Origin of the sequence: Spirosoma endbachense (assembly GCF_010233585.1) — a bacterium.
Classification (GTDB): domain Bacteria; phylum Bacteroidota; class Bacteroidia; order Cytophagales; family Spirosomataceae; genus Spirosoma; species Spirosoma endbachense.
This window is the reverse complement of record NZ_CP045997.1, coordinates 3,088,722-3,110,842: the sequence shown is the minus strand read 5'-3', so window position 1 is coordinate 3,110,842 and position 22,121 is coordinate 3,088,722. Positions and strand designations below refer to the sequence as shown.

Here is a 22,121-nt window from a genome sequence, read left to right as displayed (position 1 = left end):
TTACTAAAAATCGCCTAAACTCACTAACTCTAGATCGGTCCTGTTTAATTGGAATTCAAAATAGTGCTCAATCGGTCTCCTAAACTCATCAGCTTTTGACGACGGTAAAGGAGGCTATCCCTTCGTACGATTTTACGCGTTCTGTACGAGGGCCTTTCGATTTGGCAAAAATGTAGAGCGTAGAGTTACCCCGTTCCGAAATCGGCACCGTTAATTGATAGGTATTGCCCGTTCGTCGGATGGTAACAGGCAGATGAGTCGCCGTTGAACCTCCCAGTCGGCCAATTGAACACATAAACTCGATATCCTTATCGTTTTGGAGCGATAAGGTCAAGGCGTCTCCAGTCCGAAGTAAACCAGTTTTAGGGAATTCAGGATCAAATCCCAACCGGAAATAAGCATCGTAAACCTTCGGAAACTGATCAAATTCCGTTTTGCTGACCGTCGGATTTAATAACTGCCAGCGTGGATCGGTTGGAAAATGATTGGCCGCAAACGCAAGCGGTTCGGTCAGGAAAAAGAAATCGTTCGGGCGTAAATCACCATTAGGATCAGGTTTGGCAGTTGTCTGTGCCCAGGCAATATCAAGTAAATACCAGTCGCCATCAAGGCTAACCGCATTCCACTCATGATCTACGCGCTGAATCGGTTGACCGGCTTCACTATCATTGGTACGGGAATAGCCTTTAATCGTAACGACCGGAATGCCTGTTTTCCCTAATAAATGCTTGAACAGAAGGGAAAAACCAGTACAAACCGCTCTTCGGCTGCGTAACACCCGATTGGCATAATCTATCTCCGACGAATATCGCTGACCGCTAAACGCTGACTCGTCATAACGAACGTGCGATGTGATCCAGGCGTATACAGATCTGGCTTTTGCCAGATCTGTCCGGGCTGGTGACGTTAAATAGTTACTGAGTGTATTCAGGTTTTTAGCGGCTGATTCAGGCGTGTTTCGGGCGAAGTTGTCAATCGTCGTATAATCGATCGCGACATACTTCGATGGACGTGGGATGCCTGGCCCCAGAATGGTCGGGAAAGTCAGGGCTGTGCTAAAAAATAGAAGAAAAAAGGCCAGTAAGGGCCGGATTTTGTAGTTTCGCATTCCTCGATTCTGTCTCACAAGTTGATAACACAAATGCGGACTTTTTTATTGCTAATCGCTTTCTATTGCTTTATGACAACTTCTGATGCGCAATCACAGCCTGATCACTCAACACCGCAAGCCGTTGATGCAACGATGTTTACGTACTCGATTCGATTGCGGCCGGGACAGGATGTAAAGAAAGAACTCGATGCTTTGGTACAAAAGCGACGGATAGGAGCAGGGGCAATGTTGACCTGTGTAGGCAGCCTGACGGATGTAACACTACGCCTGGCTAATCAGGAAGGGCCTACTGCGTGGAAAGGTCATTTTGAGATTGTTTCGCTGGTCGGTACGCTCTCCATGAATGGTAGTCATTTGCATTTATCCGTATCAGATTCAACCGGACATACGATCGGCGGGCATCTGCTGGACGGCTGCAAAATCTACACAACGGCCGAATTAGTAATCGGGGTCATGCCCGATCTGGATTACGTTCGCGAACCCGATCCAACCTTTGGTTATCGAGAGTTGGTGGTCAAAAAGAGGAAGAAGAAATAGAACGGGAATGCTGGCCTACAACTTTACGTAGGGGACTGTGCATTAACCACTAGCAATAACTAACAATACTTACGACGGAGGCCTATTGATCGTAATAGACGATTTTTTCGGTCTGTGGCGATGTGGGAAATATCAGTCGGACGAATAAATAGATTTTCATAGTTTAGTGAGGATAGAAACGGAAAGCAAATCGATTAATAGAGCACGTACTGTTTATAAAAGAGGTGTGGACAGAAATAAAAAGTAGCCTTACTGGAGTATCGTCAGTTGGTGTTTACTGCTACACTTGACCTTAGCCGCATAAGTACCCTGTATAGTGTTGGGGTCTTGTGGTGGGTTTGAAAGTTGGGTCATTGGTAGACATAATTGAATCGAAAATTCTGTAATCACCACGAAGATGATCTTTTTTCAATAGATCGATTTCGTAAACTTCCCAATGCCGGAATATTACTGACGAATGCCTACTTTTTTCAAACGAAGAATTATGGTTTCTTGGAAAGCTTAATCCACTGGTATTAAAGACTAATGTAACTGCTCACGTCACTGGCATACAGAAGTTGGCTTTTTGTCGTATTATTACAAGTAACAGCGCTATTTCCTTTTCATGATCGACTAGTCCTATAGATTCTATTTTTACATGCAATTCGTTAACCTCCGTAATTCATTTATCCGATTACTTGTCCGGCTGATATGTATTGCTGGAGGTATGCTACTGACATTTCTGGCTCCCGCTCAAACACCAGTGGTTGGCAAAGTTCTGTACGAGAAATTGGCAAAAACACAGCAGGAATACCAGGAAGCGATGGCTACCGGAGATTCGCTGGAAGTGGCTGAAGTATGTTATCTACTGGGGAAACGGTATAATGCTTTGGGCGATTATGTAAACGCACAGGCGTGGTATATCCGGTCATTACGAATACGGGAGCCATTGGGCCCTTCGGAAAATATTGGGAAGACCTACCTGCGAATGGCAGAGAACCAGATTCGGCAAAAACAGTATAATCAAGCCAAACGTCTTGTGAGTCAGGCTACTGCTAATTTCCGGCATATTCATTCCCAACATGGCATGATGGGCGCTACTATTGTTATGGCTGGTGTACATGAATTGGGTTGGCGAATGAATCGTGATAAACCGGGTTCAGCGCCTTTTTCTTCGCTGGATAGTTCCCTGTATTATTTTAAACAGGCAGAGCAATTAGCCATTTCGCTGAAAAAACCATTCGACATCGCCAATGTGTATGCATGCATGGGCAATGCGTTGATGCAGAAAGATGGGAATCTGGCACTTCCTTATCTAAAGAAAGCCTATGCAATTAATAGACAGGAAAGGTCTCCATATGGTATCATTAATAGCTCGCAGGGGTTAGCAAACTGTTATCTGGCTCTCGGACAGCCATTGATTGCCAAAAAATGGCTGGATGAGGCAAAATTTATCTGTGATACAGCCAGGCATGGCGATTACTGGCAAAATGACCAGCTGGAAGAATCCTATACCAGAGTTTACGAACGCATGGGTAACTGGAAACAGGCCTTTCTGCACCAGCGAAAATACTATTCCTTTCAGGTCGATGCGTTAACCGCCGATCGGGAAGGAGCTATTGCCAGGGCAGGAATGCTGTATGAAAGCGAAAAAAAAGAAGCGAAACTAAAAGCGCAGCAGAATGAGCTGGAACTTCGTCAGCAGAACCTGAATACGCAGAAAAGGCTTTCGCTCATGACAACGGTGTTGTTTGTGCTTGCTGGTCTTGCCTGCCTGGTTTTTTACTGGTTATTCAGAAAATATCGGCGGATCAGTGAGCATAATGCCAAACTGGTTAAAGAACAGAACCACCGGGTCAAAAACAACCTCCAATCCATTACGAATTTGTTGGGCTTACAGTTTAACCGATTAACGGACCCTGCCGCCCGTAAAGCCGTGGAAGAGAGTTTGTTACGAGTGGAAGCGATGGCCCTTGTACACCGGCGTTTATATGATGGCGACCGGTTAATTGAGGTAGATCTCATGCAGTTTATTCCGGAACTGGTCAATGGCGTTTTGCGTAGCTATAGCTTTGGTCATATACAGCCAATATACAGCCTTAGCCCAATCTGGCTCAATGCCGATGTTGCCATTAATGTGGGTTTGCTTCTGAATGAGCTGGCCACTAACTCGTGTAAATATGCGCTGCCGCTTCATTCCAATCCTGTTTTGACCGTAGGTTGCCAGGAAGAAAATGGGCGGATACTGTTTTGGTACGAGGATAATGGCCCCGGTTTTACTCCTTCCACAAAAGGAAATTCGTTTGGAATGAAACTAATTGACATGATAACCCAAAAGCTGAAAGGGAAGGGCCATTTTAGCGCAGAAAATGGATGCCGGTTTACGCTATCATTTGATGCAAAAGCTATGGAGTTCGTGCACTAGCCCAGGTTTATTAGGCTTGCCTCTTAAAGATAAGTACTCATATGGATGCCCCGCTACGTATTCTTATCGTTGAAGATGACCTGTTTATGGCCACAGATATTGAAGAAAATCTGGTCAGATCTGGCTACGAAATCTGTGGAAAGGCCCATAGTTACGAAGCTGCCATAAAAAGTATGAAGCAAAGCCAGCCCGACCTCGTTTTGGTTGATATTGTCCTGGATGGGCTGCCCGATGGCATTGCTACTGTAAAAGAGTTGATGCGCATTAAATGGGTGCCCATCATTTATTTGACCGGTAATTCGGAAGAAGAAACCTTTAATCGGGCCAAAAGCACTTTTCCGGCCGCTTTTTTACATAAGCCGTTTCGGGTGCGGGAGTTGGCGGCTCAGATTGATCTGGCCATGCACAATTTTTATGCAGGCAATATTTCAGGAGCTCCCGGATTGCCCGATCACACGTTCCTGCCAACGGGTAGTGGGTACATTCGGGTGGTTAAATCAGAAATACAGTTTGTGAAAGCCGACCGTGGTAACAGTGAGCTTTTTCTGACGAAATCAGGCTTTCATCGAATCTATCCGGCCAAACCGTATCAGGCAATTAACATTTCGCTGAATCTGGGAAAGCTCGTTCCTTATCTGTCGCCGGGTTTTTACCAATTATCGCGTTCATTGGTCATCAACCTCGATTATCTCGACCGTATCGAATCAAACCAATTATACATCGGTTCGCACGAAATTACGATTCCCGAAGGAGCCCGAAAACCACTGATTGACCGACTACAGGTTGTTCGAACACGCTAGTGCGGCACATGCCGGATTAACCGGTTGGATCAATAAACGAAGGGGTGCAGATACTTGAATTTATCTGCACCCCTTCGTTTATGTTTAAATAATGAGTGTTGTGTAGCTAGTTTCGTTTACTCATTTCATCGCGAATCTTGGCCGCCCGCTCGTATTCCTCGTTTCCAAGAGCCTCCTCAAGCATTTTCTGAAGCTCTTCAGAAGAGGCATTTTTCAACTGATCGCCAAACGACCGGGCTGATGGACGATTTGAGGAACGAACCAGTTCTTCCTGTTCTTCTTCCTCATCGTTGGAACTGGCTGTGATGCCAGCTTCGGATAAGATCGACTCATTCGTATAAATCGGTACGTCGAATCGAATACCAATGGCAATGGCATCGGATGGACGAGCATCGATCACGGATTCACGTACGCCGTCGAAGCAAACGATTTTGGCGAAGAAAATACCCTCGCGTAAATCAGAAATCACGATCTCTCGTACCGTAAACTTAAATTGTTCGGCAAATTGCTTGAACAAATCATGCGTCATCGGCCGGTTTGGCACAATCTTCTCGATTTCGATGGCAATGGCTTGTGCTTCAAACATGCCAATAATAATCGGCAACCGGCGGTTCCCGTATTCTTCACCTAAGACCAGCGCAAACGAGCCCGATTGCGACTGGCTAGGTGAAAGTCCTAATATTTCCAGCTTAATCTTATCCACGGCGCGAATTTAGCAATTTTTAGTCGTCTGTCGTCTGTCAAAAGCCGTCAGTAATTGTAAGTTTCTTTAAAACTCTTCACAAACGACTCTTGACTATAAAGCTTTCACCGCTTTTGTCAGGCGCGGCAGTACATCGAACACATCGCCGACGATTCCATAATCTGCCGATTTGAAAAACGGTGCTTCGGGGTCCTTATTGATAACAACAATTACCTTCGAGGAGTTTACTCCGGCTAAATGTTGTATGGCCCCCGAAATTCCACAGGCAATATACAGATTTGGGCTAATTTTCAAACCTGTTTGCCCAACGTGTTCTGAGTGAGGCCGCCAATCCAGATCAGATACGGGCTTCGAACAAGCCGTAGCTGCATGGAGAGCATGCGCTAAATCCTCCACAATACCCCAATTTTCGGGACCTTTCAGCCCACGACCTGCCGATACGACCAGGTCCGCTTCTGGTAAAAGCACATCTCCGGAGGCTTTTTCCGAACTTTTGACTGAAATGACAAAATCGGCGTCGTTCAGTGTAGGGATAAAGGAGTCGACTGAGGCCGTTGCATCGGTTTCTTCGGGTGTGATCGTATTTTTCTTGATCGCCAGAATTTTTATATCCGCTTTGAGGTCGTTGTAAGCAAATGCTTTGCCCGTGTAAATACTACTTTTCACCCGGAAACCGTTCGACAAATCGGGCAGTTCAACCACATTGGCGGCCAGACCCGCTTTCAGTTTACCGGCCAGCCGGGCAGTCATAGCATCGGCCAGCGATGATTTGGCCAGTACAATCACTTTAGAACCTTCCTGCTGAACGGCTGCTGCTACAACAGTCGCATAGGCCATGCCATTCGGCTCGTTTAGCTGTGCATTCGATGCATGAAGCACTTTAGTAACGCCAAAACGGCCAGCCGAAGCCAGTTCGCTGTCATCGGCCTGGCCAATAATAATGGCCGTAGCTGATGTGCCTGTTTGTTCGGCAACTTTGGCGCCGTAGAATAGGGCTTCCTGAGACGATTTCTTAATTTTGCCCTCGTCTAATTCGGCAAATATGAGAACAGACATAATTCAGTTTTCAGTTTAGAGTTTACCGTTTTTAGTGCTGACATGAGGTTGAATGCAGCACCTACCGTAAACGAATTAAATAACTTTTGCTTCGGTGCGGAGGAGTTGAATGAGGGTTTCGGCCTCATCAGCCTTGATCATTTTTACTGCACCCCGTGGAGCCGGGAGTTCGTAGTTGGCAACGGTCGTAAGTTTGTCGGTGCCGGTTGGCTCAACAATTTTGAGTGGCTTTGTCCGGGCGGTCATGATACCACGCATATTCGGAATTTTCCATTCGGCAATTGGCTCCTGGCAACCGAGTACTAAGGGCAATTTAGCCTCCAGTTGCTCTTTTCCGCCTTCAATTTCCCGCGTAATTTTTGCTGTATCGCCATCAATGTCCAGTTGCATAACGGGCGATATGGATGGAAAACCAAGCATTTCGCCAACGATTCCATGCACCTGACCCCCATTATAATCGATGGATTCGCGACCCATCAGAATCAGATCGTAGCTGTTTTCTTTGGCGATAGCGGCAATTTGCTCGGCTACGAAATAAGCATCGGTCGGTTCGGCATTTACCCGGATAGCGTCATCGGCGCCAATCGCCAGACATTTGCGGATAACGGGCTCCGAATCAGCTTCGCCCACATTGATGACGGTTATAGATGCTCCTGTCTTTTCTTTAAGCTCGACGGCTCTGGCAAGTGCATAGTCATCGTAGGGACCGGTAATGAATGTCACCCCTGCCTTATTTAATTTGGTGTTATTGTCCGTAAAGGCAATTTTGGTGGTGGTGTCGGGCACACTCGTCACGCACACTAAAATTTTCATGCTAATTGGGGTTTTGTTGAAGGTAATTTGGATAATCAGGGATCATTTGATTTTTGAGAATTGGGTAATAGGTCCAGGACTTTGGCTTTGAGCCGTGCCACGGTTAATAAGATCGTATAGGCAAACCACGGTCCGCCGTTGCGACTGTCCGCGGCTGCGGTGGCACGGCTCAAAGCCAAAGCCCTAAGGTCAATTAGTCGTGAACATGAACTTATTTCCCCATACCTCTAATTACCCAGGATCAAATCCTTAATTTGGCGGCTAAATTACGAACTGTCTTAAATAAAAGTATGCAAGCATACTATTTTTTCTTGATGAATGAATAACGACCGTATCCAACAATTAATTCGATTTGTACAGGAAGAACCCGGTGAGCCATTCAATGTTTATGCATTGGCGATGGAATACATGAACGGTCAGCCCAAACAGGCAAAGGACTATTTTGATCAGCTCCTCACCGAACACCCGGACTATTTACCGACCTATTATCACGCAGCGGCCTTGTATACCGATCTCGATGAACGTGACAAGGCGGCCGAACTATATGAGAAAGGAATTGAACTGGCCCGTGAGCAGAACAATCAGAAGGCACTTCAGGAATTGCAGCGGGCGCAGCAGGCGTTTGAGGATGATGAAGATGAATGGTAAGTAAACAAAAAGGCCACCATTGACGAAATGATGGCCTTTTTGTTTTGGTTCGTGCAGATATAGTTACCGGCGTTGCTTTTTCTGCTGGACAAATTCCTGCCTAAATAGTACGGGCACTGTTGCCAGCTCGGATACACTATAAGTCATGGCCAGGTATTTCGCGCTGGCTAGTTTTGGCACGTAAACGAAACCTCGTACCGACTCACCCGGTGCGAGTGTATTTGCTTTGAGTGCCAGCTCACGCCAGCGATATTCTTCGTAATCATAGCGTTGCATCCGATCGGCGAATGTGCTATGATCAATGGCCCGTTTAACCGCAATTCCTTGATAGGCAAGATAATGGGCAGCTCGGTTATTGGCGAATTCCCGGTATGAACGACTGTTGCCCGATGAAGAAACATCCGACGCAATGGCCGCTACCATCAGAACTGTGTTGAAAATCTTAGCTCGTTTCAGCCGCTTTTCTTCCTGCTTTCGCTTCAGTTTCACGCGCCCAGTCTCATAGCTCGGGTCGGCAGCTTCACGCTGAAGCGCAAGGCCAGCTTTGGCAGGGTCGGAGAGGGTATCTTGCGAAGCACCAAGGGCAACAAAGTGGAAGTCGGCCGGATTGACCTCAATCGGATGGTCAGTACGGTTTTTTACTTCAATATCGAGCGTTACGAATTCCATATCCTCGCGCTCAAAAGAAGCGACGACACCAACCCCATTTTGCTCCGCTTTGGTAACAGGGCGCCCCTCAATCATCGCCACATCGCCCGAAACAGGTTCAAGCAGGTAGGAAGTAGTAACCGTTGGTGCACAACTACTTAACGCGCCAGCCAGAAGGCCAGCGGCCATCATATTAGTCAGAAAGGAAAAAGGCTTCATAGGCGAATGTAGTAAAGCAACCGATTCGGTTTGATCAACGTAAAGTTACACATTACGTTGATTCTGTAGCGTTAAAAGCAAGTTAGTTTTTACTATTTGGTTATGAGCTCTGGTAAAACCGCTTACGAACCGTAATGTGAAGCCGGAGCCTTTATAGTGTAAGTTGCTTTTGTATAAGGCCGGGTTCTGTAAAATTTAATTAATTGAGTCTATTTCAGGCATTTATGAAATACATTTTTTTTGGAATAATCGCTCTGTTTGCCATAATTGGTCCTTATCAGGTCATTGGCCAGGGACTTGGAGGTACATGGACAGGCTCCCTGGTATCAGCCGATAATTCGGCAACTGCTTTAGGAAGTACGGTTTTTCTTCGTGTTTCCGGCGGAAAACTAAGCGGAACGGTTCGGGTTCAGACGGGAAATAAACAGGACGAATACACGCTACAGGGGACAACCAATGGACAACAGGCTCAGGGAACAGCAACGTATCCTGCCGATGGAACCATGTTTCAGTTCGAAGCTGCTCTACAGAGTGGTCGACTTCTGTTTACAATAGGTTTGAATGGAACATCCATACGATCAGGAACCTTAACCCGCGATGTCGCTGGCACTTCTGGCGCACGCAAACCAGCTACATCCAGTATATCTTCTAAACCTGATGGTCTCAATCGTGATCCTGCCTTGGTTGGTGCCTGGCGTACGTCGAGCAATTACGGAGGAGGAATTACGGATGGTGGTTTCTATGGAAGCACCTCCACCACACTACTATTGAATGCCGACGGAACCCTGAGTGATGGCGGTTCATCAGGTTATGCGAGCGGATCGGACGTATCGGTGGAGTCGTCGGGGGGAGGTAATGCAAACTTATTTGCGCAACTGGCCGCGGCAGGAGCAAGGTGGTTCACAAAAGGCAATCAGGTTTATATTCGGTTACAGGTAAATAACCAGACTCAGGACGTTCCGGCGTCGAAATACTATGTTGAAAATGGGAAAATGCTGATTACAGATCTGAAATCCGGGAAGAAGACGCTTTATTATAAAGTAAACTAAAACGGTTAGTCAATTAGCCCTGAATAACCTGGATTGTCAGTTTCTTTTGAAGAAAAGGACTCAATATCAGCGCATTATTGTCTCTGTTAGAACGAATTACGTCACTCATTTATGACTAACCTTGTTAAAGTAGTGCCGATACACCTTATTGTTCGGAAAAATGGAACGCCCCGAAAAAAGAAAATTTATAGATTTAGCATTAAAAAATAGTATCTTTAGTCGCCATATCCAAAACCGTTTTAGCGTATGAAAATATTTACTATTAGTTTGATAGTCGCCACTATTGGTTTGACTGTGAGGACGTTTGCCCAAAGCCAGATTGTTACTCCTGATAATCAGGTTGTCAGTTTTCAATCGGTCAATGGTACAAATAACCTCTTCATCGGGCAGAGCACCAGCGCCGTCGTTGGCGGAACGTATAATACCTTTATGGGAAGTTTTGCCGGTCAGGGCAACACCACTGGTTCCTATAACACGTATTTTGGTTATAAAGCCGGTTCCCCGAATACTATCGGTAGTCATAATACCTTTATCGGCTATGAAGCAGGTAAGTTAAATACTGATGGTGATGACAATGTGTTCATTGGCTATAACGCTGGTATGAACAATCGGCGTGGTCGTAATAACCTGATTATTGGGCCTAATGCAGGGTTTGATGCTGTTGATGGTGAAAGCAATACATTTCTGGGCGCAAACGCGGTTGGAGTAGGTGTGGGGCTTTCGAATGCAACGGCCATTGGTGCGAATGCTCGTGTGCTAAGCAGCAATGCACTCGTGCTGGGAAATAATGTCAATGTTGGTATTGGAACGTCAACGCCTAACAGCCGGCTTGAATTGACGGCCGGTGTTGACGGTAGCAGTGGCCTTCGCCTGACAAATATGACGGCTAACTCCCCGGCTTCTACGGCTACTGCGGGTAAATTTCTGACAGTCAACGAAAAAGGTGATGTGATGCTGGGTAGTCGTTTATCCGCTCTTGCTATGCAGATTCAGCCAGTATCTGAGAATCATTGGGCCGACTATGTCTTTGCGCCGAGCTATAAGCTTCAACCGTTGGCTGAAGTCGAACAATATATCCAGCAAAACAAACATTTGCCAGGTATTCCAAGCGCAGGCGAGATGGTGAAACAGGGCGTAGATCTAACAACGTTGCTGGCCACGCTGGTACAGAAAAATGAAGAACTCACACTGCACCTGATCGAGCAACAGAAACGAATTGAGCGGTTGGAGCAGCAGAATCGTCAATTAAGCAAAAAGAAGAAGTAAACGTTAGTTTATGTTTTCAACCAGTAAGCGGGTTAAATAAGCTACTAATTTCTGTAGCCTATTTAACCCGCTTACTGGTTGAAAACCAGGACAATACTACCGCAGAATAAAAGGTAGCTATAGGGTTTCTGTTTAATGCAATAAAAGCGACAAATTGAGGTAGAAATTCTATCTGCCCAATCATGCTTTATCGTAAGTTCTACCCAGCCAGCCATTTATCAGCATTAATTGAGTGCTATTTCGTTTGGGAGAAACGAAATAGTCTGACGCAGCCCTTATGCATCGAATCTCCTCCAACGGGATTTGCCTCGATGGTATTTAACTATGGGGACACCTACCGGGTTGAGACGGGTAAACAGACTTCCATGCTGGCTCCTTCCATTTTTCTGACTGGGCAGGCTACCCAAAGCTATAAGTTAGAATTGAGTGGCCGGGTTGGTATGGTCGGTATTGTATTCAAACCCGCCGGTGTGTCGTCGTTGTTAGGCTTGCCGATGTATGAATTTACCAACGAACGAATCAATCTGGTTGATATTCTGGGGCGTAGCGTGCAGTCATTGCATGAGCAGATTGCCGAAGCCAGCGGCCCGGTTGAGCGAGTTCGTCTCCTCGAACAGTTTTTAAATCAACAGCTTCTTAAAAAAGGCAGTACGTTCGATCGAACCGATTATGTCGCTAACCTGATTGTAGAGCGAAAGGGCATCGCCAATATCAGTGAAATGATGGACGATCTGTATGTGTGTCGTCGACAATTTGAACGGCAATTTCTGCAAAAAGTAGGCGTCAGCCCGAAATATTATGCCCGTATCCGGCGGGTTGGATACCTCTGTGCTCAATTGGCCAGCCAACGCTGGAAGGTATCCGACTGGCACGACCTGATCTACCAATGTGGTTATTACGACCAATCACACTTTATTCGGGAATTTACTCAGTTTACGGGTAAACGACCATCTCTTTATATAAAAGACAATCTTGAACTAACGCACTATTTATCGTGATGTTATAAATGTCATATTTCTACAATTAAGGGTCAGCTGGCCGACTATTTTTGTCTATATAATCCCACCATGATGAGAACAAATACAAGAATTTCTACCGCTCGTCTGTTGCTTGTTGACGATCACCAGATCGTGCTGGATAGCCTACAATTGCTATTTCGGGAAATGCCTGGTGTGGAGGTTGTTGGAACACTTAGCGATAGTCGGAAAGTAATAACATTTGTCGATACGAACGACGTTGATATTCTGATTTGCGATCTGCATATGCCCCGGCAATCGGGCCTGGAATTGACAATGGCGCTTCGGTTGCGTCATCCTGATCTGAAAATACTGATACTGACAATGGCTGAAGATGCGACCGCTATTCGGGAGGCCGTTCGGGCGGGTGTGTCGGGTTATGTTCTAAAGCGAACAGGGCGCAATGAACTTCAGTGGGCAATTGACCAATTGATGAATGAAGGTCATTATTTTAGCCCTGAACTTGTCGGGCAACTTGCCTCCTTTAATACCAATGGCAGCAACCCGATTGACGAACTGGCTATACTGACCGATCGTGAAATAGAAGTATTAACGCTTATTGCCGATGAGCGTTCGACCCAGCAAATCGCCGATCGTCTTTTTATTAGTGTTCCTACCGTTGAAACGCATCGGAGACATCTGATGCAGAAACTGGGGGCTAAAAGTGTAGTGGGTATGGTCAAATTTGCGATGAAGCATGGATTGGCCCATTAATTGGTACCGAAATTCGATGGGTTACTCCTTTATTGGGGAGTGACTCCATTAACCAGCTACCGCCCAGTGCTTCCACACGAGCCGCAATGTTTGTCAATCCCTGTCCAGCCTCACGTTTTTCATTTAATCCTGTTCCATTATCACCCAGGGTTAGGTAAATCATATCGCCTGATTGCGTCAGCGTCAGGCAAGCCTCTGTTGCGTTAGCATGTTTGAGTATGTTGTTGAACAACTCCAGGCAAATACTATACAGCTCAAATTCAGTCTGACGGGCAAGTCGCTGATAGGGATCAGGTATTGATACAACAAATCGAACGGACGTATTCCGGTTCAGTTTATTGATCAGAATTGGCAGCGCGACAGATAAGCCCTGTTTGGCCAATTCGTCGGGCAGAAGATTATGCGAAAGTAGCCGAACATCCGTGTAAGCCTGATTGAGTTGTTGGTCAAGTGTCACATAGACGGCCTGCTCTGCCGGGGTCAGTTTTGTTTTGTCGATCGCTTCCAGCGCCCACCGCAACGATGAAAGCGTACTTCCCAGTGTGTCGTGAAGGTCGGCCGCAACACGCTTACGTTCAAGCGTTTGCCCCTGAAGGAGAGCTGCCGAAATTTCGGCATTTTTCGACTGCAGTGCCAGAATCAGTTCTCCCTGCGATTGTTCACGCTGGTGTCGGGTTCGACGGTAGTCGTCGGCTATGGCCAGGGCAAAGAAAAGCTGCTCAAAAGCACTTCCCAGATTGATGGCATTGTTGGTAATAAAGTTTTTTGGGAGCACTTCCAGTAACCACAATACGGTGGCGGCAAGCCCCATTAGAAACGAGACCGTTGCCAGCAGGTAAAACCGGGCAGGAGAATAGCCTCTTCGCAGGCTCGTCAGGCAGGCCGGTACGATGAGCAGATTGGTTGCTACACCTAACCCAACCGTGAGCAGGATGATATTTTGTGAACCCGGAGAAATTAGATAGCCAGTAATGAGCCCTAATGCCACTAGTTTGCCCAGTAACAGGGCACGGGCCCAATTCGGGGCATAAATCCGTAGCCGCAGACCGTTGGCATAAAAAAGTAATCCAAAGAAAATGGCGAGTAGAGCGGCTAATACCAGACCATTTTGTTTCAGGAATTGTTGATTCGGCCAGAGGTAGCGGTCGCCAATGAGCCCGTTACCACGGGTAATTTCTACGGCTAAAAACGCTACGAGATATAGGGCATAAAACAGAAAATCGCGCGAACGGGTCACGGCAAAAAACGTGAACTGTAACAAAATCACGCAGAGCAGAAACCCCAGCGAAATACCCCATATCCAGGTTTCCTTTTGGTAATTCGTGTAAAAGGTGTGGGTTTCGAGTATCGCAAGGTTAAAGACCTTGGCTCCGTTTCCCGCAATGCGCAGGTAAATGGTATAAGTCTGATCAGGAGCTATCTCAAGTGGAAAGGCGTGCTCATGTGCATCGATATCACGCAGTCGCGACAAGCGCATTCGTCCGCCTGGCTTCGTCATAACGGCTCCGGTATGCTCATTTATCTGGTAGCAATCTACAGAATCCAGCAACGGGTAGTAACAATCAACAACCCACTGCAATGGTCGGGTTGTTTGATGGCGAACCTGAAACCGGAGCCAGAAGCTGGACGATGAGAACCCAAAATTGGGTCGATGCTGACGACTATTGACAAACTGCTGGGCATGGTCTGGGCTACGCACCTGCTGTAGCGTGAGTTGATGTGACGTGTCTTCCAAATACGCAATCTGGCCTTTCCTCCAGGGGTATATTCTCCGGGTGTTGTCGTCCAATACAATGGGATCCATCGGAGCCTGTCCAGCCAGCCAGCCGGGTACTAACAACAGGAGCAGGCAGATTCGGATCATAACTGCAAGCTATCGTATTGCGTGTTTGCTGACAATCAGCGGCTTTAAAATCATGGAAAACCATGACCTAATATCCTTGTAAACCCTGACAGATCAAGTCGGTTTATTGGGTCAACTTTGCTTCACCTCTCTGTTCCAAAAGAAGCTATGCTCCTGACCATCCGCGAAACGGAGGTACTGCACCTGATTGCTGCCGAACTGACTACTGGCCAGATTGCCACTCAATTAGGAATTAGCGTACCGACCGTTGAAACACACCGCCGAAACCTGCTGCGTAAAGTGGGCGTTCGGTCGGTGGTTGGGTTGATGAAGGAAGCCATACGGTTGGGATTGATTCATTAAGATTTAACTAAACAAACTATCATGTATCTCTTTGTAGAACTCTGGAAGCCCAAACAGGCGTGGCTTGATCTCTCAACAGCCGAACGGGCTGCTTACTTTGAACCGCTTGGCCCGGTTATCGGTGGATTAGTTGAGCAGGGGCTCGAGATCATCGGCTGGTCAATCAATGATGCAGTAACCGATATGCGGGGTGATTACACCTACATAGGCGCCTATCGTATGCCAAACCTTGAATTTGCCGAGACGTTTGAGAAAATGGTTCGGTCGGTGGGGTGGTATGATTACTTTGAGCAGATCAATGCCCGAGGGCCACTGATGGCTCCGCCTGATGTACTGGGACACTCTATCGGACTATAGTTACCCGATCAAATTAATTCATAAGTCCAATCATCCTTTTTCTAAACCTCATGGAAACCCTACTAACCAAACCTACGACCAATCTGGATGATCTGTTCAGGCGGCAACAACGCAAAGCACAGCAATTAAAAAGGTCAACGGCAGCCGAGCGGGTGGTGCGGCTGGAGAAATTTAAGCAGGTCTTAATTGACTATACTGACTCCATTCTGCAGGCGCTGTTTGAGGATTTTAAAAAGCCAAAGGCAGAGGCCGAACTGGAAATAAGTCCTATTATTGATGAAATTGACTTTGCTATTGCGAGCCTGGCCACCTGGATGGAGTCGCAACTGGTACCGACGCCCGATGTGATGGGCGGCAGTGCGGCAACCTCGAAAATAGTTTATGAACCCAAAGGTGTATGCCTTTTAATTACTCCCTGGAACTACCCGGTTCTGCTCACTTTTCGACCATTGGTGTCCTGCATTGCTGCCGGGAACACCGCTATTGTGAAGCCCTCAGAGCTAACACCACATACGTCGACTGTGATTCGACAGGTGGTTGAGGCCGCTTTCGAGCCCAACGAGGTAGTTGTCGTTGAAGGTGGAGTTGAGGTAGCCAGCGAATTACTCAAATTGCCGGTTCACCACATTTTCTATACGGGAGGATCACGAGTTGGTAAAATCGTGATGAAAGCAGCCGCCAACTATCTGGCTTCCGTTACCCTGGAATTAGGTGGTAAGTCGCCAGCCATCCTTGATGACTCGGCTAATCTGGCCGATGCTGCCGGAAAGATTGCCTGGGGTAAATATTTTAACTGCGGCCAGACCTGCATTGCACCCGATTATGTATTCGTATCGGAGGCTCGTAAGGATGAGTTTTTAGCCACTCTGAAAGCGACTATTGAAACCATGTATGGGGCTGATGGGCCCGGTATTGCCAGCCCGGCCTACGCCCGAATGGTTAACGATAGCCACTATCGGCGGGTAAAAAACTTACTCGACGATGCCGTTGAAAAGGGCGCTAATGTGATTGTGGGCGGTAAAACAGACGCTTCGGAAAACTACATTTCCCCTACATTGCTGGCTGACGTAACCGCCGATCACGCGATCATGAAAGAGGAAATATTTGGCCCTGTTCTACCCGTATTGACCTATAAATCAATCGACGAAGCAATTGATTTTGTAAATCAGGGTGAGCGCCCGCTGGCATTGTACGTATTTGGTCAGGACAAAACGGCCACCGATCATGTCATCAGTAACACAACGGCGGGCGGAAGTGTTGTCAATCACGTGATCATGCACTATTTCTCGCCATTTCTGCCCTTTGGTGGAGTGGGTAATAGCGGCACCGGTCGAGGACACGGGCATTTTGGTTTTCTGGATTTCTCGAATCAGCGCCCCGTTTTTCAACTCTGATCCTACCCTTGAAAGTCTCCAGGCTTCCAGCTATCATAAATCCACCTATTGCCTGAAAGTACGCGGCTGATAGCACGAGTCTTACGATTCCGCAATCGGGCGATTTGGGCATGGCAACGGGAGTTAGTTCCATGACAGCGGTAGCGGCCGACGGGAAAACGGGCATTTATAAAGATGCTTTTACGAATACCCTGCGCTGTCTCGACGGGAAATGGATGTTTACCAACAGTCAACACCCCAAAATTGATTACCAATAGCCTTTTTTGATAAACTCTTTCCAAACTCATGATTAGTGCCACAATTCTTTACCCAAAAACGGCTGATAGTCGGTTCGATCTGGACTACTACCTGAACACGCATACACCGTTTGTGCGCGACACGCTCACTCCAGTTGGGTTGGTAAGTGTTGAACTCGAAGAGGGCCTGGCGGGAGGAGCGCCCGACACTCTACCGGCTTTTACAATAATTGCCCGGCTCAACTTTCCAACTGTTGAGGTGTTGCAGGCGGCTTTGGCCGTTCATGCCCCCTCGCTCCTGGCCGATATCCCCAATTTTACGGATGTACAGCCAGTACTCCAGATCAGTCGCGGAGTATGATACCCCACCCTTAAACGTACTTTCCTAAATTCCTTTTTCTTATGGCAATCATTTTAATTACGGGTTGTAGCACCGGTATCGGCCTGGCTACTGCCGAATATATGGCGCGTACTGGCCACACCGTATATGCTACCATGCGAAACCCGAACCGTTCGCCCGAGCTGGCTCAACTCGCTGAGCAAAACAACCTGCCAATTGTCATTTTGCCGATGGACGTAGATTCTGACGAATCGGTTCAGACGACGGTCGATCAGGTACTGGCGCAGGCAGGCCAGATTGATGTATTGGTCAACAATGCAGGCATTGGGCCGACTGGCCCGGTCGAGGAAGTCCCACTGAGCGTATTTCAGGATACCATGCAAACGAACTACTTCGGTACGTTGCGCTGCATTCAGGCGGTGCTGCCGTCAATGCGTGAGCGTCGGCAAGGATGTATTATTAATATCTCGTCGGTGGCAGGTCGGCTTTATAGCCCGTTTCATAGTGCTTATTGTGCCTCAAAAGCGGCTGTCGAAGCGCTCAGTGAGTGCCTTGCAGGAGAAGTGGGCCAATTTGGTATTCGGGTAGCTCTGATTCAGCCGGGGGTTATTGATACGCCCATTATCGACAAGTTAGAAACGATGCCGGCCAACACAAATTACCCCAATCAGGCGCGTTTACTGGCCTATTTAAAAACGTCGGCCGCCAATCATGTACCGGCTTCAATGGTTGCCGAAGTTGTTGAGGCTATCGTGACTGGGGAGGGCAGTATATTCCGGCATCCAACCGGAGCAGATGGGCCTGTTTTGCTGGGCTGGCGGGCATCCCTTACAGACGAGGACTGGATTGCTTCCGCAGGTATTGACGATGAATCCTGGATTGCAGGCATGGGGCAAATGGGCATGGACGTTCGACCGTATTTGTACCCCGTAAACTAAATCATCCATGAAAGCCATCAAGCCATTCCTTTTCAGTCTACTGCTGGCCTTTGGCTCGACCAGTTATGGGCAAGCCACTTTTACGAAGGTGACCTTCGATGATTTAATGGCTCGCTACGATAAGGACCCGATTAAGTTTCTGAAAACCGAAACGGCACCTGATTTCCAGTTTCTGGGTTCTACAATTGAGGATGTAAACGGTACACTGGCTATCTACGACCGCTTGCAACAACTCAAACGAGACTATGCGGCCGTTAATGTTCGCCAATATGGCCAGACTGGTGTTGCAACGGGCTTGCTAACCCATATGTATGCCGTAAAAAGCAGCGGAAATCCATACAGTATTCGAGAGCTTTTTACCTACGTTTTTACCAACGAGAAAGGGAATACCTGGAAACTGGTATCGGCTCAGCACCGGCCTTTTGTGCCACCGGTTGCCGACGACGAAGCTGCTATCAAAAAAGTCCTTGAAGGATTAACGGCGGCCGTGTATGCCCGCGATTTTAAAACGTATCTAAGCCATTGGGCCGACACAAAATATGCCTCGCGGATAGGGAGTGATCTGGGAAACGTAGTTACTAAAATGGTGGGCGATGAGTATCGAAAATTAATAACTGAAGCCGCCACTAAACCGGGTGAACCGAGCAAAGACAAAGTAACCCGCGAAAACTACCTGATTCGGGTCAATGGTGGCTCCGCTTTTGTCATCTTCGATCAGTATAACACTCGCCCGGATGGAACGATCCGGCACAGTGTAGAAGAACGCTATCTGGAACGAATGAATGAAGAATGGAAAATCGTGAACGTAACCGTACTGGTCGCGAAATAAGACATAGGTAACTAATTCCTGTCCCCGATTTTTGTGCAGGAGTTGTGCTTTTAAGTTGATGCTCTAATGATGTTATCTGCCCGTTATCAATGCTGACAACTCTGTTTTGTGCAGTATTGATAACGGGCAAATCATATATTTTTTGATAACTATTCCCCACCAAATAATATGAACAGTTTAGATGAATTGCCGGAAATACCTAAAATTCAGAACAAATGGCTAATGGCTAAATACTTCCCTAAAATTCGACTGCTCGACGAACTGGCACAACTTCGCCTTCGGCTTATAATTAAGCAAAATATAAATCCTGATATGCCTGACAATACGTGGTATATCATGGCTCGCGGGTTGTTTTCATTGGCTGTTAAATCATATGAGGCAAAAAACCTTGAACTGGCCTGGCGGTATATTAAGTCGGCGAACCGGCTGGAAATAAATGACCTGACAGAAGAAGGATTGCTGGAAAAAGCACACCAGATTTTCCTGGAGCGTACCAGCAAGCTAAAAGGTTGGCGACTCGAACTGGTTGAGTCGTTGTTAGGCGAAAAGAAAGGCAATACAATAGGGTTTAAGTATGAAGCCTTTCGTGAACGAGCAGCAGAACCTGATAAAAAGAAAGCTGAGCCGAAACTTGCGAAGCAAAGCCTGCTGACAATCGTCTTGAAAGCGGCTGAAGTGTTAGATGAAGCAACCAACGATCAATATTACCGACTGGGACTCTATCACCGTAATCTAAGACGAATTCTATGGGGATTCGGCGGTTTAGTGATTGGGTTTACCATTGTCTATGCGCTACTGACGACTTATGCCGAGTCAGTATTTGTTCCGGTTATTGGACCCTGGACCAATCTGGTATTTGTTGAGTTTCTGGGTTTACTCGGAGCAATGTTTAGTCTGGCCAGCCGTCAGTACGAATCCAGTACGTCGACTCCTCTTTTATACCTTGGTAATCAGGGTGCTCTACAACGCCTATTGATTGGACCAGGTGCAGGATTAGTCATTTATTTGATCCTCCAAACCAATTTTTTCAACCCTGAACTCATCAATTCTGTCGGCAATGGATGTGTCGATTGCAAACAGGTCGGGGATTGTCCGGCCTGTCAAACGTTATCATTTGTCGAGATGTTTTTTGCGTTTCTGGCTGGTTTTTCTGAAAAACTCATTACACCGATGCTGGAGAAGTATGCGAAACCGGGTAAATCCGAGGTTGTAAGTTGAATTATTGGTTTCGATCAAAGGGCAATGCTCCGGTTATTCCTGAAAATAACCGGAGCATTTTGCATTCTCCGTATCAGTAAAGTTCTGGAAAAGAGAATGTCGCATTTTTACAATCACAGGCTCTGCACTGCCGGTAGCTTTGTCATCAAATCTACGTAAACAACAAGATGATGAAGTACATTTTAAGTCTGGCCTCGCTGCTGACCATGCTGGCGTTCGAGTCCGAAGAGCCGGTGAGTAAGCTGAATGGAGCCTTTCGCCAGGCAAAAAACAAGTATGGTTCCATGACCGAGTGGAAAGCCCGAGACTCGGTTACAGTGATCAAGGTGTTTCGGGACGGCTACTGGCTGGGAGCGTTCTATGACGACAAACGACGGGGCAGCTACGATGAAAAAACCACGGGAATTAAGCCATTTAATGGGGCTTGTGGAGGTACGTACGAGCTGAAAAACGGCAAGTACATCGAAAAGGTTGGTTTCTACTCCTGGGATTCTACCGCTGTTGGCAGTGTCTTTTCATTCGATTACAAAATCAGCGATAAGCAGTATGAACAGTTTGGCGTCATGAACTCTGAGAAGTACCCAAACTACCCCATCAATGAAGTCGCAGAACGTATCAAAAGCACTGAGCCGCTAAAAAATGCAGGTCTGGAGGGCGTCTGGTTTATGAAAGAAGGGCAGTGGGGTGGAACAGATCGGTTGGGCGAAGGCAAGTATAAAAACATGCAGGTAGTCAAAATTTTCAGTTACCCGATGGTTGTCTATGCCTATTATAATCCCATAACCCGGCGGTTTGATGGAGCGGGAGGAGCTATGTATCAGTTCGATGGTAAAACGCTGACCGAAACGAATGAATTCTGGTCGTGGCAGGCCGACGGTAAGCGTAAAGGCAATGCTGAGACGTTTAAAATTTCGCTCAATAATGGCCAGTATGTACAGCAGGGATGGGATGGAAAACTAAAGGAAGTATTTACAAAGGCAAACTAATTTCATGAAGAATCAACTCATTATCAGTATATTACTAATTGCTTTGTTTGGAATAAACAGTGGGGCCAATGCCCAGAAACTCTGGACTGAAGCCGACCGGACGTATACGCTCGATAACCTCAAACGTACGCGTGATGCATTGATCCGGGAAACCGAAAATCTCACGGATGCCCAATGGCACTTTCACGAATCGCCCGACCGCTGGTCAATTGCCGAGGTGGTAGAGCATCTGGCCCTTTGGGAGATCATCTGGGCGCGGGAAATTGGTATTAGTAGTCGCAATACACCCCAGCCTGAACTGATTAAGACCAGCCATCCCGACAGCTATTATCAGGACTTTATTATGGAAGAAAAGTCGCATATTTCGCCTGCCTTTTCACGGCCCACGGGATTTATCAGGGGCAAAGATAATTTAACGTTTTTTACGCGGCTACGCGATCAGAACATTGCCTTTACCGAAAAAACAGATGCCGATATGCGGGCTTGTTTCGAGTTGACGGCAACAAAAGATCCGCGCAACCTGCATCAGGTATACATTTATCAATGGGGTCATGTCGATCGCCATCTGCGCCAGATTCGTAAGGTCAAAGCGCATCAGAATTACCCAAAAGAGACTGTATCAACTAAATAGTG

24 protein-coding genes are annotated in these 22,121 nt (G+C 46.9%); 18 read left to right on the top strand and 6 right to left on the bottom strand.

What is annotated here, in order from left to right; translation table 11 throughout:
• Nucleotides 1-88: 88 nt before the first annotated feature.
• Complete coding sequence (locus GJR95_RS12365) at nucleotides 89-1,108, bottom strand: transglutaminase domain-containing protein (protein WP_162391676.1); 1,020 nt, start codon at nucleotides 1,106-1,108, stop codon at nucleotides 89-91.
• A 72-nt stretch (nucleotides 1,109-1,180) separates the two neighbouring features.
• On the opposite strand from GJR95_RS12365, the gene GJR95_RS12360 reads away from it, so the two are divergent.
• The 3 genes from GJR95_RS12360 (at nucleotide 1,181) to GJR95_RS12350 (ending at nucleotide 4,852) form a co-directional block, all read left to right on the top strand.
• Nucleotides 1,181-1,648, top strand: a complete 468-nt coding sequence (locus GJR95_RS12360) for a PPC domain-containing DNA-binding protein (protein ID WP_232541163.1) — start codon at nucleotides 1,181-1,183, stop codon at nucleotides 1,646-1,648.
• Between the two features lie 637 nt (nucleotides 1,649-2,285).
• Entirely contained in the window at nucleotides 2,286-4,052 is a 1,767-nt protein-coding gene (locus tag GJR95_RS12355) for a histidine kinase dimerization/phosphoacceptor domain -containing protein (RefSeq protein ID WP_162386159.1), read from the top strand.
• Between the two features lie 41 nt (nucleotides 4,053-4,093).
• The gene (locus GJR95_RS12350) at nucleotides 4,094-4,852 is read left to right on the top strand and encodes a response regulator (RefSeq protein WP_162386158.1); all 759 of its coding nucleotides are present in this window, start codon (nucleotides 4,094-4,096) and stop codon (nucleotides 4,850-4,852) included.
• Nucleotides 4,853-4,958: 106 nt separating this feature from the next.
• On the opposite strand, the gene GJR95_RS12345 is transcribed toward GJR95_RS12350, so the two are convergent.
• From GJR95_RS12345 to GJR95_RS12335, 3 genes are all read right to left on the bottom strand, one after another.
• Entirely contained in the window at nucleotides 4,959-5,555 is a 597-nt protein-coding gene (locus GJR95_RS12345; RefSeq protein ID WP_162386157.1) for a bifunctional nuclease family protein, read from the bottom strand.
• Between the two features lie 93 nt (nucleotides 5,556-5,648).
• Nucleotides 5,649-6,611 carry an electron transfer flavoprotein subunit alpha/FixB family protein gene (locus GJR95_RS12340; protein WP_162386156.1) on the bottom strand — a complete coding sequence of 321 codons (963 nt, stop codon included), beginning with the start codon at nucleotides 6,609-6,611 and terminating at the stop codon, nucleotides 5,649-5,651.
• Nucleotides 6,612-6,686: 75 nt separating this feature from the next.
• Nucleotides 6,687-7,424 carry an electron transfer flavoprotein subunit beta/FixA family protein gene (locus tag GJR95_RS12335; RefSeq protein ID WP_162386155.1) on the bottom strand — a complete coding sequence of 246 codons (738 nt, stop codon included), beginning with the start codon at nucleotides 7,422-7,424 and terminating at the stop codon, nucleotides 6,687-6,689.
• Between the two features lie 318 nt (nucleotides 7,425-7,742).
• Between GJR95_RS12335 and GJR95_RS12330 the strand changes: the two genes are divergently transcribed.
• Nucleotides 7,743-8,072, top strand: coding sequence for a tetratricopeptide repeat protein (locus GJR95_RS12330; protein ID WP_162386154.1), 330 nt, complete (start codon nucleotides 7,743-7,745; stop codon nucleotides 8,070-8,072).
• A gap of 63 nt (nucleotides 8,073-8,135) precedes the next feature.
• Here the strand turns inward: GJR95_RS12330 and GJR95_RS12325 are convergent, their stop codons facing one another.
• A complete protein-coding gene (locus GJR95_RS12325; RefSeq protein WP_162386153.1) occupies nucleotides 8,136-8,939 on the bottom strand; it encodes a hypothetical protein in 804 nt (267 codons plus the stop codon).
• 224 nt (nucleotides 8,940-9,163) lie between these two features.
• Here GJR95_RS12325 and GJR95_RS12320 point away from each other — a divergent pair, with 224 nt between their 5' ends.
• The 4 genes from GJR95_RS12320 (at nucleotide 9,164) to GJR95_RS12305 (ending at nucleotide 12,984) form a co-directional block, all read left to right on the top strand.
• Nucleotides 9,164-9,988 (top strand): hypothetical protein, encoded by an 825-nt coding sequence (locus tag GJR95_RS12320; RefSeq protein WP_162386152.1) that lies wholly within the window; start codon nucleotides 9,164-9,166, stop codon nucleotides 9,986-9,988.
• Between the two features lie 246 nt (nucleotides 9,989-10,234).
• The gene (locus GJR95_RS12315; protein ID WP_162386151.1) at nucleotides 10,235-11,254 is read left to right on the top strand and encodes a SlyX family protein; all 1,020 of its coding nucleotides are present in this window, start codon (nucleotides 10,235-10,237) and stop codon (nucleotides 11,252-11,254) included.
• Nucleotides 11,255-11,436: 182 nt separating this feature from the next.
• A complete protein-coding gene (locus GJR95_RS12310; RefSeq protein WP_162386150.1) occupies nucleotides 11,437-12,252 on the top strand; it encodes a DUF6597 domain-containing transcriptional factor in 816 nt (271 codons plus the stop codon).
• A 69-nt stretch (nucleotides 12,253-12,321) separates the two neighbouring features.
• Nucleotides 12,322-12,984 carry a response regulator gene (locus tag GJR95_RS12305; protein WP_232541162.1) on the top strand — a complete coding sequence of 221 codons (663 nt, stop codon included), beginning with the start codon at nucleotides 12,322-12,324 and terminating at the stop codon, nucleotides 12,982-12,984.
• Here the strand turns inward: GJR95_RS12305 and GJR95_RS12300 are convergent.
• Nucleotides 12,950-14,848: a sensor histidine kinase gene (locus GJR95_RS12300; protein WP_162386149.1), complete on the bottom strand. Its 1,899-nt coding sequence runs from the start codon at nucleotides 14,846-14,848 to the stop codon at nucleotides 12,950-12,952. The two genes, GJR95_RS12305 and GJR95_RS12300, sit on opposite strands and share 35 nt — an antisense overlap.
• Before the next feature lie 147 nt (nucleotides 14,849-14,995).
• Between GJR95_RS12300 and GJR95_RS12295 the strand changes: the two genes are divergently transcribed.
• From GJR95_RS12295 to GJR95_RS12250, 10 genes are all read left to right on the top strand, one after another.
• A complete protein-coding gene (locus GJR95_RS12295; RefSeq protein WP_162386148.1) occupies nucleotides 14,996-15,190 on the top strand; it encodes a LuxR C-terminal-related transcriptional regulator in 195 nt (64 codons plus the stop codon).
• 21 nt (nucleotides 15,191-15,211) lie between these two features.
• Entirely contained in the window at nucleotides 15,212-15,547 is a 336-nt protein-coding gene (locus GJR95_RS12290) for a DUF6616 family protein (RefSeq protein WP_162386147.1), read from the top strand.
• A 50-nt stretch (nucleotides 15,548-15,597) separates the two neighbouring features.
• Nucleotides 15,598-16,941, top strand: coding sequence for an aldehyde dehydrogenase family protein (locus GJR95_RS12285; protein WP_162386146.1), 1,344 nt, complete (start codon nucleotides 15,598-15,600; stop codon nucleotides 16,939-16,941).
• Nucleotides 16,942-17,051: 110 nt separating this feature from the next.
• Entirely contained in the window at nucleotides 17,052-17,198 is a 147-nt protein-coding gene (locus GJR95_RS12280; RefSeq protein WP_162386145.1) for a hypothetical protein, read from the top strand.
• A gap of 28 nt (nucleotides 17,199-17,226) precedes the next feature.
• On the top strand, nucleotides 17,227-17,538 hold the full coding sequence (locus tag GJR95_RS12275; protein ID WP_162386144.1) for an EthD family reductase: 312 nt from the start codon (nucleotides 17,227-17,229) through the stop codon (nucleotides 17,536-17,538).
• Between the two features lie 41 nt (nucleotides 17,539-17,579).
• Nucleotides 17,580-18,455: an SDR family oxidoreductase gene (locus GJR95_RS12270; protein ID WP_162386143.1), complete on the top strand. Its 876-nt coding sequence runs from the start codon at nucleotides 17,580-17,582 to the stop codon at nucleotides 18,453-18,455.
• Between the two features lie 7 nt (nucleotides 18,456-18,462).
• Nucleotides 18,463-19,284 (top strand): Cif family virulence factor, encoded by an 822-nt coding sequence (locus tag GJR95_RS12265; protein ID WP_162386142.1) that lies wholly within the window; start codon nucleotides 18,463-18,465, stop codon nucleotides 19,282-19,284.
• A 168-nt stretch (nucleotides 19,285-19,452) separates the two neighbouring features.
• On the top strand, nucleotides 19,453-20,502 hold the full coding sequence (locus GJR95_RS12260; RefSeq protein WP_162386141.1) for a hypothetical protein: 1,050 nt from the start codon (nucleotides 19,453-19,455) through the stop codon (nucleotides 20,500-20,502).
• Between the two features lie 167 nt (nucleotides 20,503-20,669).
• The gene (locus GJR95_RS12255) at nucleotides 20,670-21,488 is read left to right on the top strand and encodes a hypothetical protein (RefSeq protein ID WP_162386140.1); all 819 of its coding nucleotides are present in this window, start codon (nucleotides 20,670-20,672) and stop codon (nucleotides 21,486-21,488) included.
• 4 nt (nucleotides 21,489-21,492) lie between these two features.
• On the top strand, nucleotides 21,493-22,119 hold the full coding sequence (locus GJR95_RS12250; RefSeq protein ID WP_162386139.1) for a DinB family protein: 627 nt from the start codon (nucleotides 21,493-21,495) through the stop codon (nucleotides 22,117-22,119).
• Nucleotides 22,120-22,121 lie beyond the last annotated feature (2 nt).

Coding starts and splice junctions, on each gene's coding strand:
- GJR95_RS12330 (WP_162386154.1), top strand. CDS start 7,743: ATGAATAACGACCGTATCCAACAATTAATTCGATTTGTACAGGAAGAA.
- GJR95_RS12310 (WP_162386150.1), top strand. CDS start 11,437: ATGCTTTATCGTAAGTTCTACCCAGCCAGCCATTTATCAGCATTAATT.
- GJR95_RS12265 (WP_162386142.1), top strand. CDS start 18,463: ATGAAAGCCATCAAGCCATTCCTTTTCAGTCTACTGCTGGCCTTTGGC.
- GJR95_RS12285 (WP_162386146.1), top strand. CDS start 15,598: ATGGAAACCCTACTAACCAAACCTACGACCAATCTGGATGATCTGTTC.
- GJR95_RS12320 (WP_162386152.1), top strand. CDS start 9,164: ATGAAATACATTTTTTTTGGAATAATCGCTCTGTTTGCCATAATTGGT.
- GJR95_RS12255 (WP_162386140.1), top strand. CDS start 20,670: ATGATGAAGTACATTTTAAGTCTGGCCTCGCTGCTGACCATGCTGGCG.
- GJR95_RS12335 (WP_162386155.1), bottom strand. CDS start 7,424: ATGAAAATTTTAGTGTGCGTGACGAGTGTGCCCGACACCACCACCAAA.
- GJR95_RS12315 (WP_162386151.1), top strand. CDS start 10,235: ATGAAAATATTTACTATTAGTTTGATAGTCGCCACTATTGGTTTGACT.
- GJR95_RS12360 (WP_232541163.1), top strand. CDS start 1,181: ATGACAACTTCTGATGCGCAATCACAGCCTGATCACTCAACACCGCAA.
- GJR95_RS12340 (WP_162386156.1), bottom strand. CDS start 6,611: ATGTCTGTTCTCATATTTGCCGAATTAGACGAGGGCAAAATTAAGAAA.
- GJR95_RS12325 (WP_162386153.1), bottom strand. CDS start 8,939: ATGAAGCCTTTTTCCTTTCTGACTAATATGATGGCCGCTGGCCTTCTG.
- GJR95_RS12355 (WP_162386159.1), top strand. CDS start 2,286: ATGCAATTCGTTAACCTCCGTAATTCATTTATCCGATTACTTGTCCGG.
- GJR95_RS12295 (WP_162386148.1), top strand. CDS start 14,996: ATGCTCCTGACCATCCGCGAAACGGAGGTACTGCACCTGATTGCTGCC.
- GJR95_RS12290 (WP_162386147.1), top strand. CDS start 15,212: ATGTATCTCTTTGTAGAACTCTGGAAGCCCAAACAGGCGTGGCTTGAT.
- GJR95_RS12280 (WP_162386145.1), top strand. CDS start 17,052: ATGGCAACGGGAGTTAGTTCCATGACAGCGGTAGCGGCCGACGGGAAA.
- GJR95_RS12305 (WP_232541162.1), top strand. CDS start 12,322: ATGATGAGAACAAATACAAGAATTTCTACCGCTCGTCTGTTGCTTGTT.
- GJR95_RS12275 (WP_162386144.1), top strand. CDS start 17,227: ATGATTAGTGCCACAATTCTTTACCCAAAAACGGCTGATAGTCGGTTC.
- GJR95_RS12350 (WP_162386158.1), top strand. CDS start 4,094: ATGGATGCCCCGCTACGTATTCTTATCGTTGAAGATGACCTGTTTATG.
- GJR95_RS12270 (WP_162386143.1), top strand. CDS start 17,580: ATGGCAATCATTTTAATTACGGGTTGTAGCACCGGTATCGGCCTGGCT.
- GJR95_RS12300 (WP_162386149.1), bottom strand. CDS start 14,848: ATGATCCGAATCTGCCTGCTCCTGTTGTTAGTACCCGGCTGGCTGGCT.
- GJR95_RS12250 (WP_162386139.1), top strand. CDS start 21,493: ATGAAGAATCAACTCATTATCAGTATATTACTAATTGCTTTGTTTGGA.
- GJR95_RS12260 (WP_162386141.1), top strand. CDS start 19,453: ATGAACAGTTTAGATGAATTGCCGGAAATACCTAAAATTCAGAACAAA.
- GJR95_RS12365 (WP_162391676.1), bottom strand. CDS start 1,108: ATGCGAAACTACAAAATCCGGCCCTTACTGGCCTTTTTTCTTCTATTT.